We start from the raw sequence: 12,993 nt of genomic DNA on the forward strand, positions 1-12,993 counted from the left end.
TAAAGCTTGATTACCGCCAAATAAATCTTTTTCCAGCATATTTTTTTCCTTGTATTATAACTATACTTTGGCATACAGGAGAAATTTTTGCTACTGCCGAATATATTGTAGCTAAGGGGTGATCTGATTTGAATCAACAACATACCGGAGCGTTGCTGGTCGCAGCATCGGCTGCCGGCTTTGCTACTCTGGCCATTTTTATTAAATTCGCCTATGCCGCTGGAGCCAGTACGATTACGATTTTGGCCTGGCGGTTTGTTTTGGCCGCAATCTGTTTAGCCATACTGCTAAAATGGCGCGGTGTTTCGCTGATGATTGATAAAAGTCTGATGAAACAGCTGGCACTTTTAGGTGGCTTGGGTTATGGTTCAATGTCCATGTTGTTCGCTATGACCATAAAACATGTGCCTGCATCGCTGGCAGCTATGTTGCTATACACTTATCCGGCGATAGTCAGCGTGCTATCCTTTTTTAGTGGTGATGAAAAATACACTTGGCAAAAGGGATTGGCACTAACAATTTGCTTTTCCGGCTTATTTCTTGTGCTTGGTGTATCCTTTGATAAAGTCAGTATGCTCGGCTTTGTTTTTGGCTTAGGTTCGGCATTGGTATATTCCCTGTACATCATTATTGGCAATCGTCTGTTGAAAGATACGAACCCGTTGGTTACTACTACCTACGTCTGCGCTTCTGCCGCTATCGTTTTCCTGGTAACTGGTATGGCGACTGATTCCCTGAATTGGAGTTTGCCGCTCGCAGGCTGGTTATCCATTATCGGTATTGCACTACTGCCAACCATTGTGGGAATTGTGGGTTTTTTCGCAAGTATGAGCCGGGTTGGCGCTACCAATGCGTCCATTATCAGTACGCTGGAACCAGTTATAACTGTATTATTGTCAGTGGCTTTGCTCAATGAAAAAATAACGCCGCTACAAGTAGGCGGCGGCATTTTGATCCTTGGCGGTATTGTATTTTTACAACTTTGGGCTGGAAAAAGCGATTGCAAGTCGTCTGATTTTGCGCTTGCAATCGAGGAACGTCGCGATTGAGATCGCCCCGTCGCACTTCCTCTGCTGACCAACCGACTGATAGGACAATGGCCGCACTATTCCTTTTGCCTGTCGCGCAGCGTCCGTTCCATGTCGCGCTTAGCATCCCGTTCGGCAAGATCCTGACGCTTATCATAGGTATGCTTACCTGTGGCAAGTCCTAGTTCGACTTTCACTTTGCCTTTGGTAAAATACAGTTTGAGCGGCACCAACGTATAACCCTTTTCTTTCGTTTTTCCAATTAATTTATTGATTTCGTACCGATGCATCAAAAGCTTACGGGTACGCAGTGGCTCGTGATTAAAGCGGTTACCCTGCTCATAAGGGCTGATATGCATGTTATGCAACATGATTTCAGCATTATCAATCCGCGCATAGGCATCTTTTAGATTGGCCTTGCCAGCGCGGAGTGATTTAACCTCTGTACCGGTAAGCGCAATTCCTGCTTCATAGGTTTCATGTATATGATAATCGTGGCGTGCCTTTCTGTTTTCCGCCGCTATTTTTATGCCAGCCTCTTTGGCCATGCTTCCTCACCTCGTAGAATCCTGCTAATACGTATATTTATTGTATAGTATCTGCTGCTACACGTCAATTGCTTTGTCCCTGAAAGAGGGAAAGCGATAGGGTGAGGGATGTTTCTTGGCTACTTTTTCGGAGTCCTGGGCTTCCGGGGTTTGGTACTGGCAGCAGGTTTTTTCTTAGCCGTAACAGTTTGTGGTTTACTGGTGCTGCGCTTTGGACTTGGCTTATTACGTTTTGGCTCTGTTGCCTGACTATTGACCGCTTGCAGGGGCTTATCAGTCTTTGCCAGCACATAGTCAATATTACGTTCTGCCGGATTGACCTTGGCTACCATGATTTTGACCGCGTTACCCAGACGGTAAATATTGCTTGTTCGTTCCCCAATCAAAGAATACTGTTCTTCGGCATACCGATAATAGTCATCATCCAGACTGGATACATGTACCAAGCCTTCAATCCCGTTGGTGATTTCAACAAAAAAGCCAAAGGCGGTAACTCCGCTAATGATGCCGTCAAACTCCTCACCAACAAACTGAGCCATATATTCTACTTTTTTCAAATCAACGGTAGCACGTTCCGCCTCAGCTGCCGCCCGTTCCCGCTCAGAGGAATGCATGGCAATCTCAGGCAGCATGGTTGATAACTTCTGACGGCGTTTCGCTGAAATATCGCCAGTAGAAAACGTCTCCCGAATAAGCCGGTGAACAATCAAATCCGGATAGCGCCGAATGGGCGAGGTAAAATGAGTATAATAGGTTGCCGCCAAACCAAAATGCCCCAGATTCTCGGCATCATAGCGGGCTTGTTTGAGCGAGCGCAGCATAACCGTGCTAATAATACGCTCTTCCGGACGTCCGGCAATTTTGCTAAGCACGCGTTGTAGGGCCATGGGTTGGATTTCCTGAGTTTTGGGTATATGCTGGCCAAAGTTTCCGAGTAATACATTGAGTCTGGCTATTTTTTCTCCGTCTGGTTCTTCATGCACCCTGAACATGGATGGTATGCCCAAATCATGCATATGCTCGGCTACTGTCTCGTTGGCGACAAGCATAAATTCTTCGACAATGGATTCGGCAATGCTGCGAATCCTCTTTTCAATGGCAATAGGCCGACCTTCAGCATCCAGCTTTACCTTTATTTCCGGGAAATCAAAATCAATGGCTCCCCGGCGCATCCGGCGGTCACGTAAGATCCGGCACAGGCGTTCCATTTCTTCCAGCGGTCCCACCAAATCAGCATACTTGTCCCGCAACTCTTCATTATGATCGGCAACCATCTGTCGCACAATATTGTAGGTTAAGCGGGTTTTCACCCGAATGACACTAGCGAAAATTTCATGATTAATTACTTGGCCGCGACCATCGATTTCCATCTGGGCTGACAAAGCCAGCCGGTCTTCCCCGGCATTTAAGCTGCAAATTCCGTTCGATAGCCGAGGCGGCAGCATCGGCAGCACCCGATCGACAAGGTACACACTAGTGCCTCTGGCTCTAGCCTCATTGTCTAGTGGTGTGTTTTCCCGTACATAGTGACTGACATCGGCAATGTGTACACTCAGAAGATAGTGGCCGTTTTTCATTCGCTCGACATACACAGCATCGTCTAAGTCTTTGGCATCGTCACCGTCAATTGTGACAAGATTGAGTTCTCTAAGGTCTCTGCGGCCAAGTAAGTCCTCTGGACTAATGGTCGTGGTCACGCGCTCAGCCGCGCTTTCGACCTCTGGCGGAAACTCAGTAGGCAGGTTATTGTTCTTGATGATGGATAAAATCTCAATACCTGTATCACCCTGCTGGCCTAGTACCTCGACAACTCGGCCTTCGGCGCTTTTTTGTTTGTGTGGCCACTCAACAATCTCAACAACTACCTTGGCACCTGTTTTGGCACCATTGAACTCATCTTTCGGCACAAAAATATCCCGGCCAATCCGTCGGTCATCTGGGAGAACAAAGCCGAAATTGCGGCTGGCTTCAAAGGTTCCCACAACTTTATTATTGGCCCTGGTGACCACCCGAATGATTTCTCCCTCGACCGCTTTACCAGAAACATGCCGCTGATGCATACGGGCTACCACACGATCGCCATGCATGGCCCCGCCAATAGCATCAGGAGGAATAAAGACATCATCCATTTCCTGTTTTTCCGGTAAAATAAAGCCGAATCCCTTGGTTGTTGCTGAAAACTTACCAACAACCAGATTCATGCGATCAGGCACGCCAAATTTGCCATACCGAGTTTTTATAATAGCAGCCGTTTCCTCCAGCTTGTCCAGTATCTGCCAAAACTCTTCCAGTTCTTTGCCACGAATGCTCATACCATCAGCCAAGTCCTCTGCTGTGAGCGGTTTATAGGCTTCTTTACGCATAAACTCCAGAATTCTATCTGCCAAATCCATATTATTCATCTCCTTTTATGGCAACCATCGCTTTGCCTTCCGCTGTTACCGTTCCGTCCGGCAAAGTAATCTTACCTGCTAATTCAACCATTTTTCCCCGTTTACTGGTAATCCATCCGCTTATCGTCAATTTTTCTCCAATAGGGGTTGGCTGACGATACCGCACTTCCAGTTTGGCTGTTACTGCATTCAGGCCTTGGGCATACAGATAGCGGGCCATTATTTCATCCAACAGCGTACTTATCAATCCGCCATGCATAATCCCGTTATAACCTTGATGCTCAGGACCAGCAGTAAAGTCTGTCAAATAGACATCATTCACTTCACGAAAGGTTAGTTTAAGCCCGATGGGATTGCGTGGACCACAGGCAAAACACCAGTCATTCATATCGTTCATACTACACACCTCATCATTAATCTTCGGCCAAAAACCGGCTAATTTCCTGAAATACATACTCTCGCTCAGTATCCAGGGTAATTATGTGACCTGATTTATTAAGCCACACCAGTCTTTTATCAGCACTCCCCAGTTTATTATAAATATATTGAGCACTTTCCGGTTCAACCGTGTGCTCTTTTTTTGATTGAATAACAAGCGTCGGTACTGTTACTAACGGTAAAAGAGTATCTACATGGTTGATTAGGTGAATAAGACTGGTTAAGCTGCTCAGCGGTGTCAAATCATAACTAATGGAATATTCCTCGCCCCTATCAGGCAAACGCTTGCGCTTTTTCGAAACAAAGTTAGTAAACACCCGGTAAAGCGGCAATAATCGTAACCGCTTGTTAGCAATATAGATGGGAGCACTAAGTACAGCTAGCTTATTTACAGGATACTCACTGGCTAGTTTAAGGGCTAATAGACCGCCCATCGACAAGCCTACTGCTGCCACATTGCTGCAGATTCCACTTAATACATGATAACCATCCTCAACACTGCTATACCAGTGCGGCCAGTTTGTTTTTGCCATATCCTCCGGCGTAGTTCCGTGTCCTGAAAGCCGTGGGGCTAACACAGTATAGCCGAGGTTGTTAAGATATTCTCCCGCCAGCCGCATCTCTGACGGTGCCCCGGTGAATCCATGTACTACAAGGACCCCGGTTTTACCGCCTGGTAAAAAAAGGGCTCAGCTCCCGGCATTATGGCCAAGTAAAACTCCCCCTCATTGTGTTTATATCCTTATTATTTCCGGTAAGCTGTGTTGACAAACGCTGTAAATAACGTAAGCATAGCCGGATATTTAGTAATCATAAGTTCAGGATGCCATTGAACGCCAACGCCAAAAGCCGCTGTTTCGTGTTCTACGGCCTCGACCACTCCGTCTTTAGCTCTGGCAGTTATCCTAAGGCCAGGAGCTGCCTTGTTAATTGCCTGATGGTGAAAGCTGTTAGTCATAACAGTATTCCCCCATAGCCCAGCCAGCCTGCTGCCGTTTTCCAAAATCACGTTATGTCCGGCATAATCACCGGGAGATTGTTGATCATGCTGCAGTGTAGCCTCGGCCAAATGTTGGGTAACACTACCGCCTAGCGCTACATTAAGCAATTGACAGCCACGGCAAATACCTAGTACGGGTTTACCTGATGCTAGCGCCAATCTTACCAATTCCAGCTCATGCGTATCGCGTTCAGGAAGTACTTTACCCAATTCACGCACCGGTTCTTCATCAAATAACTGCGGCTGAATATCGCCGCCACCTGAAAGTAAGAGACCGTCAATCACAGCTAGCTGTTCTACGATTACCGCCTGCTCCCCAATTATCGGCAGCAATAGAGGCACACCACCTGCACTGAATACTGCCTGTATATAGGCATCACTCACAAATTGCCGTTTGGTACCAGCCATGATGCCGCCTTCGGTTAAAAATTGATTAGTAGTAATACCTATCAAAGGTTTTGCCACATCAGCACACTCCAATATAGTAATTTTAAAATACTGTCTGTAAGTATTTGTGGCATTATATGCGATTACTACTAATTATACCATTCTCTGGCACGTAAGGGAAATATAGCTTATGGTATGCCAGTGGCATAAGAAAAACCGTTATCGCGGGCCTTTAGATTTGCGCACATCAGATATCCAGTCAATCGAATACAAAGAAAGGGGTTTTACTTTTGGCATTGCCCCAAAAGTAACAAAAAGTCTAGGCCCCAAGCCTCCAAAAGCTGAAAAGCCGGACGATATTCCTAAAATCCGTAAACTCGCTACGCTCAGACAGTACGGATTTTTTTACGGAATACCGCCCGGCTTTTCTCCTGCGGAACGCTTTTTCCGGCAAAGGCCAGGGGGTTACGGAGTACGGAAGTTACGGGGGTTGCCGAAGTACCACTAACAAGACAAAACCACCGTTTCTTCGCTCAAGAAGGGCGTAAACAGTACGGCCACCTGTGCCGTGTTTTGTACTTGACACCCCTTGTTTTATAATGCCTCTGACACATCAAAAAAAACGCCAAGCTACAATAGCTTGGCGTTTCATTCTTACCTTTATGAGAAAAGAAGCGGTGCAATGATTAGCGAGATAGTACCGCACACTTTAATCAGCGGGTTCATGGCCGGACCACAAGTATCCTTGAACGGGTCACCTACGGTATCGCCGATAACAGCAGCAGCGTGGGTCGGAGTACCCTTACCGCCATATTTACCGGTTTCAATCCATTTCTTCGCATTATCCCAAGCGCCGCCAGCATTGGACATGAACAATGCCAACAATACACCGGCTGCCGTGGCACCGGCCAAGAAACCAGCCAGGGCTTCTGCCCCAAGGACAAAACCAACAAGAATAGGCGAGCCTACAGCAAAGATACCAGGAATAATCATTTCGCGAATAGCCGCTTTAGTGCTAATATCTACACATTTGGCATAATCAGGACGACCAGTGCCTTCCATAATGCCTGGAATTTCACGGAACTGACGGCGAACCTCGCCAATCATTTCAAAAGCAGCTTTACCTACAGCTTCCATTGTGAACGCACATACCAAAAACGGCAGAGTTGCACCAAGGAAGATACCAATAATTACGGTTGGTTCGGTGAGATTAATTACTAAATGACCGTTTACTAACAGACCGGACAGTTTAGGGTTTTTAGCAATTTCTTCACCGAAAGCAGTAAACAAGGCTAATGCAGTAAGAGCAGCAGAACCAATGGCAAAACCTTTGGCAATTGCGGCCGTAGTGTTGCCAACTGCGTCTAATTTATCAGTAGTTTTGCGAACCTCAGGGCCAAGATCGGCCATTTCGGCGATACCACCAGCGTTGTCAGCAACCGGACCAAAAGAGTCAACGGCAACAACCATACCAGCAGTACAGAGCATGCCCATAGCGGCCATAGCAATACCATAGATGCCAGCTGCACCATAAGCTACCCAGATAGCAACAGCGAATACCAGCATCGGCAGTGCGGTGCTTCTCAAGCCACAGGCAAGGCCTGCAATAATGTTGGTCGCCGGGCCTGTTTGTGAAGCATCAGCAATATGCTGAGTAGGTGGTTTGTTGCTGGAAGTATAGTATTCAGTAATGGCACCTACAAGTACGTTAACAGCTAAACCACAGATAACAGCAATCGTAATGCCTATTGCTTTAGCTGGAAGCATGCTGCTGGCAATGGCATAGGTGGAAATAGCAACAAGTATATTAGTTCCCCATATTCCTCGATTCAGAGCAGCCTGCGGATCACCATCTTCACTGGTTCTAACCAGGAAGGTACTGATGATAGATGCAAAGATACCAGCTGCACCGATTATTAGTGGGAACAACACACCGTTAATATCCCCCTTGAACACGGTTTGACCAATAAGCATCGCCGCAATAGCAGTAGCTGCATAGGACTCAAACAAGTCAGCTCCCATGCCGGCGGTGTCACCAACATTATCGCCCACGTTATCAGCAATAACCGCTGGGTTACGGGGATCATCCTCAGGAATGCCTGCTTCAACCTTACCTACCAGGTCAGCACCAACGTCAGCTGCTTTGGTAAAAATACCGCCGCCGACACGAGCAAAGAATGCAATGGCGCTAGCGCCAAAGGCAAAGCTGTTGATAACAACAGGATCTCTAAAAATTATGTATAACGTAGATACACCCAAAAGGCCCAAACCGGCAACAGACATACCCATAACGGCACCGGCACGGAAAGAAACACTCAGGGCTTTGTTAAGACTGCTGCGGGCAGCTTCCGTTGTACGAGCGTTCGACTTGGTTGTCGAAGTCATACCAACATATCCCGCAATGGCGGAGCAAATCGCACCGACCAGGAAGGATACGGCCAACTTGTAGCCATCCACATAGAAAAGTATAAAGAAAATAACGATAGTAAACGGAATCAATGTTTTGTACTGGCGGTTAAGAAAAGCCATAGCTCCTTCAAAAATCGCCTGAGAAATGTCCTGCATTTTTTGGTTGCCTGGGCTTTCCCTCAGTACGCTAGCCATAAAATACGCAGCAAAAGCTAGCGCCACAAGTCCAGCAAACGGCGCAATGTACAATAAATCCATTATTAACTTTCCCCCTTTGACTAAACCCCTAAAAATACCTCAATATGCCGGATGATACTCCAGCCATTGAGGTGTAACCCTACTGCATCAATTTAACCAAAACCATTGTTACAATTCCAAACAATGTGGCAATGATAATTGTTGCTTTTGCCAAAATTGCATCAAGTCCTTTAGCTTTGCCACCGAACATAGATTCGGCCCCTCCGGCAATGGACCCTGATAAACCGGCACTTTTCCCTGACTGAAATACTACTACGACAATTAGCGCAATAGAAAGTACGCCTTCCAATATCATCAGTCCTGTTATCATTTCTTAACACCCCCCATGACTGATACGGTTATCCTTTGCCGCAATACTAAGCTGCCAAGGCATATCAACATTTTAACACACTTAAACGATGCTTGACAATTCTTTCGTCAAGTTTTTCACATAATAGTTATATATATTTTTCCCAATTTGCAAAAAAATAAACAGCCAAATGCTCCGGCTGTTTATTTTTACCTATTTATTACGCCTTAGCGGGAGGGTAGTACCGGATCGGGATGATCTACAGAAGAATTAACATTCTTGGCATCATGGGTGTTGAGACGGTTAGTACAGCCAAACCGGCCTTCGTGCTGCTGAAAAACTTCCATGTTAGAACTGCCGCAATGCTCACAGACATTGTTATTTAGGCATTCCAGCAAGTCGTTCCCACACTCATCCAGGTAACCGCAATCACTGCATTTTAGCAAATATCCCTTCGGCATTTTTCGTTCACCTCCCTTCGGCGCGAACTTACCTTAAATTATAGAAAACCTTATACCCACGGTATTGGGCTAAATCACCCAATTGCTCTTCAATCCGGAGTAATTGGTTATATTTAGCCACGCGGTCAGTACGGGCCGGCGCACCAGTTTTGATTTGGCCAGCATTAACAGCTACCGCAATATCAGCAATGGTGGCATCTTCTGTTTCCCCGGAACGATGTGAGATTACACAGGTGTAACCAGCCCGTTTCGCCATTTCAATGGTATCAAAGGTTTCAGTCAATGTACCAATTTGATTTACTTTAACCAAAATGGAGTTAGCGGTTTTGGCAACAATTCCTTGGCTTAAGCGTTCCACATTGGTAACAAACAGATCATCGCCGACTAGTTGAATTTTGCTGCTCAAACGATCGGTTAAGAGCTTCCAGCCATCCCAGTCATCTTCGGACATGCCGTCTTCAATTGAGATTATGGGGTATTTTTCAACTAACTGACTATAGTATTCCACCATTTCGGCTGAAGTTTTCACAACACCTTCACCTTCGAGATGGTATTTTCCGTCTTTAAATATTTCGGTTGCAGCAACATCAAGGCCAAGCATGATTTGTTCGCCTGGTTTGTAGCCAGCTTTTTCAATCGCTTCAATAATAATTTTCAATGCTTCTTCATTAGAGGCTAGATTAGGTGCAAAACCACCTTCATCGCCAACAGCAGTCGCTAACTTGCGGTCAGTAAGTACTTTTTTGAGGTTATGATAAATTTCCGCACCCATTCTAAGGGCTTCCGCAAAGCTTTCTGCCCCTACCGGCAAGATCATGAATTCTTGAATATCCACGTTATTATCAGCATGTTTACCACCATTTAAGATGTTCATCATGGGAACAGGCAATTCCTTAGCATTAGCACCACCCAGGTATTGATACAAGGTCATATCTAACGACGATGCTGCTGCTTTTGCAGCTGCCATGGAAACACCCAAGATAGCGTTAGCACCTAATTTAGCTTTGTTGGGAGTGCCGTCAAGTTCAATCATGGCTCGGTCAATACCGATTTGGTCAAGAGCATCCATGCCAACAATTTCCGGAGTAATAATTTCATTAACGTTTTCCACAGCCTTGAGCACACCTTTACCCAGGAAACGGCTCTTGTCGCCATCGCGAAGCTCAACAGCTTCATAGGCACCGGTAGATGCGCCGGACGGAACAGCCGCACGACCCAAGGTACCGTCTTCGAGTAGCACGTCAACCTCAATGGTAGGATTACCGCGCGAATCGAGAATCTCTCTGGCTAAAATATCAATAATTGTTGTAGACATGTATTTTCCTCCTAGCTATGTGTTTATTTTAATCGCTAAGTCAAGGGTCTCCCGCCTCTACAGGCGGCGTCAGTTCAGGTGGAGTAGACTCTCCACCTGAACCCCCGATGTTTCAGCTCTGCTGAAACGAGTTCACTTTACTTTACCAACAGACTCTTACCGGTCATCTCTGCAGGCTGAGTAATACCAGCCAATTCCAGGATAGTGGGCGCAATATCGGCTAAAATACCGTCTCGTAGTTTACTGCCACGATGCACTTCTGAAACCATAATAAGCGGTACTTCGTTGGTAGTGTGGGCGGTAAACGGCTCGCCGGTTTTCGGATCGCGCATGACTTCCGCGTTACCGTGATCGGCTGTTATCAGAGTAATGCCGCCCTGGTCGCGCATGGCGTCTACCAATCGACCGACACATTGATCCACTGCTTTCACTGCACTCATCGCAGCGTCAAGTATGCCTGTATGACCCACCATATCGCCATTAGCATAGTTGAGAACAATCAAATCATATTTACCTGATTTGATGGCTTCAACGACCTTGCCAGTGACTTCAAACGCACTCATCTCAGGCTTCAGATCATAGGTAGCTACCTTGGGTGAAGGAATAAGCAGCCGTTCTTCGCCGGCATAAGGGTGTTCTTCCCCACCATTAAAGAAGTAAGTAACATGGGCATATTTTTCGGTTTCAGCAATTCGCAGCTGGGTATATCCCGCCTGGCTAACTACCTCACCTAGCGTATTCATAATATGAGTTGGTGGAAAAGCTACTGGGACATGTAAGGTTTCATCATATTGAGTCATACTGGCAAAATGAAGGGGTAAACAACCATTTTTGCACTCAAAGCTGTCAAAATTAACATCCGTAAGTGCTCGGGTAAGCTGTCTGGCCCGATCAGGGCGAAAGTTAAAGAAGATAACACCATCAGCTGGTTTTATCCCCTTACAACTACAGTTGCTCATAACAGTTGGCTCAACAAATTCGTCCGTTTTCCCCGCCTGGTAGGATGCTTCAACAGCCGCTACTGCATTACTAGCTTGCGCACCCTGACAATAGACAAGTGCTTCATATTCCTTGCTAGTACGTTCCCAGCGTTTATCCCTGTCCATAGCATAATAGCGACCAGCTACAGTAGCAATCTGCCCTACCCCAAGTTCGGACATTTTAGTCTCAAGCGCTTTTATATAGGAAATAGCACTGCTGGGCGGTACATCCCGTCCGTCTAAAAAGGCATGGACATAGACTTTCTTAACACCCTGCTTTTTAGCTAATTCCAGTAAGGCATACACATGGGTAATATGACTGTGAACACCGCCATCAGACAACAGGCCCATGAGATGAAGTGCCCCTTCTGATTTGCAGGTCTGCTCACATACCTGGCAGAGTGTGGGATTGGTGAAGAAATCACCATCCTTGATTGATTTGCTAATACGGGTAAGCTCCTGGTAGATAATCCGGCCTGCGCCAATATTAAGATGGCCCACTTCCGAGTTTCCCATTTGCCCTTCCGGCAAACCGACAGCTTCGCCTGAGCAAACAAGCTTGGTTACTGGGTACAGCTCTGTCAATAGTTTAATATGCGGAGTATCAGCTCTGGCAATGGAGTTGAACTCGTCATTCTCACGGCCAATTCCCCAACCGTCAAGAATAACAAGTGCAATTGGCGATGATAGTTTAGACACGTTTTTTCTCCTCACAGTTATTTAAACTTAACTAATTTGCTAAAGGACTCGGCCTCTAAGCTTGCCCCGCCGACCAAAGCGCCATCAATATCAGGTTTAGCCATAAGTTCAGCGACATTATCGGGTTTAACACTGCCGCCGTATTGGATTCGGACGCTGTCAGCGCTATCTTTCCCAAACATTTCGGCAACCGTACGACGGATAAAAGCACACACAGCATTGGCATCGTCAGCCGAAGCCGTGCGACCAGTGCCAATGGCCCAAATCGGTTCATAGGCAATAACCAGGCCAGCCACTTGGTCAGCACTAAGGCCTTCCAGCCCGCCTTTCACCTGCACGCCGACAACCCGTTCGGTAGCCTTTGATTCCCGGTCAACCAACGTTTCACCAACACACATAATAGGCTTCAAACCGGCTTTAAGAGCAGCTTTAAGCTTGTTATTCACGGTTTGATCTGTTTCCGCAAAATATTGGCGGCGCTCTGAGTGACCAATAATTACATGGGTACAGCCGATATCTTTGAGCATACCAGGCGCAATTTCACCAGTAAAGGCACCTTTGTCTTCCCAATGCATGTTTTGAGCACCTAAACCAATATTGGTTCCGGCGGTAGCATCAGCGATAGCAGTCAAGGCCGTAAAGGGCGGACATACAACAATTTCCACGTCATTTACTGCGTTTGTTAGAGCATTCAATTCCTGCACGAGTGTAGCGCCTTCTCCGGCTGTTTTATGCATTTTCCAGTTACCAGCAATAATCGGCTTGCGCATAGTCTCCACTCCTTAACA

Annotated in this window: 12 protein-coding genes; 1 reads left to right on the forward strand and 11 read right to left on the reverse strand. The window is 46.4% G+C overall.

What is annotated here, in order from left to right; genetic code table 11:
- Window positions 1-128: 128 nt before the first annotated feature.
- The gene (locus tag ACZ449_RS14345) at window positions 129-1,049 is read left to right on the forward strand and encodes a DMT family transporter (RefSeq protein WP_464261651.1); all 921 of its coding nucleotides are present in this window, start codon (window positions 129-131) and stop codon (window positions 1,047-1,049) included.
- Window positions 1,050-1,105: 56 nt separating this feature from the next.
- Here the strand turns inward: ACZ449_RS14345 and smpB are convergent, their stop codons facing one another.
- The 11 genes from smpB to tpiA all read right to left on the reverse strand — a co-directional run bounded on the left by smpB (window position 1,106) and on the right by tpiA (window position 12,975).
- Window positions 1,106-1,576, reverse strand: coding sequence for an SsrA-binding protein SmpB (smpB, locus tag ACZ449_RS14350; protein ID WP_464261652.1), 471 nt, complete (start codon window positions 1,574-1,576; stop codon window positions 1,106-1,108).
- Between the two features lie 119 nt (window positions 1,577-1,695).
- Window positions 1,696-3,969 (reverse strand): ribonuclease R, encoded by a 2,274-nt coding sequence (gene rnr, locus ACZ449_RS14355; RefSeq protein WP_464261653.1) that lies wholly within the window; start codon window positions 3,967-3,969, stop codon window positions 1,696-1,698.
- A gap of 1 nt (window position 3,970) precedes the next feature.
- Window positions 3,971-4,366, reverse strand: a complete 396-nt coding sequence (locus tag ACZ449_RS14360) for a PaaI family thioesterase (RefSeq protein ID WP_464261654.1) — start codon at window positions 4,364-4,366, stop codon at window positions 3,971-3,973.
- Between the two features lie 16 nt (window positions 4,367-4,382).
- Complete coding sequence (locus ACZ449_RS14365; protein WP_464261655.1) at window positions 4,383-5,027, reverse strand: alpha/beta hydrolase; 645 nt, start codon at window positions 5,025-5,027, stop codon at window positions 4,383-4,385.
- A 125-nt stretch (window positions 5,028-5,152) separates the two neighbouring features.
- Complete coding sequence (locus ACZ449_RS14370) at window positions 5,153-5,872, reverse strand: gamma-glutamyl-gamma-aminobutyrate hydrolase family protein (protein WP_464261656.1); 720 nt, start codon at window positions 5,870-5,872, stop codon at window positions 5,153-5,155.
- 582 nt (window positions 5,873-6,454) lie between these two features.
- A complete protein-coding gene (locus ACZ449_RS14375) occupies window positions 6,455-8,461 on the reverse strand; it encodes a sodium-translocating pyrophosphatase (protein ID WP_464261657.1) in 2,007 nt (668 codons plus the stop codon).
- A gap of 79 nt (window positions 8,462-8,540) precedes the next feature.
- Window positions 8,541-8,771, reverse strand: a complete 231-nt coding sequence (secG, locus tag ACZ449_RS14380; RefSeq protein ID WP_464261658.1) for a preprotein translocase subunit SecG — start codon at window positions 8,769-8,771, stop codon at window positions 8,541-8,543.
- Between the two features lie 206 nt (window positions 8,772-8,977).
- On the reverse strand, window positions 8,978-9,211 hold the full coding sequence (locus tag ACZ449_RS14385; protein WP_464261659.1) for a hypothetical protein: 234 nt from the start codon (window positions 9,209-9,211) through the stop codon (window positions 8,978-8,980).
- A gap of 28 nt (window positions 9,212-9,239) precedes the next feature.
- The gene (gene eno / locus ACZ449_RS14390) at window positions 9,240-10,526 is read right to left on the reverse strand and encodes a phosphopyruvate hydratase (RefSeq protein WP_464261660.1); all 1,287 of its coding nucleotides are present in this window, start codon (window positions 10,524-10,526) and stop codon (window positions 9,240-9,242) included.
- Window positions 10,527-10,663: 137 nt separating this feature from the next.
- Entirely contained in the window at window positions 10,664-12,205 is a 1,542-nt protein-coding gene (gene gpmI, locus ACZ449_RS14395) for a 2,3-bisphosphoglycerate-independent phosphoglycerate mutase (protein WP_464261661.1), read from the reverse strand.
- A 17-nt stretch (window positions 12,206-12,222) separates the two neighbouring features.
- Entirely contained in the window at window positions 12,223-12,975 is a 753-nt protein-coding gene (gene tpiA, locus ACZ449_RS14400; RefSeq protein WP_464261662.1) for a triose-phosphate isomerase, read from the reverse strand.
- Between the last annotated feature and the right edge of the window lie 18 nt (window positions 12,976-12,993).

The organism is Desulfosporomusa polytropa (assembly GCF_055380075.1).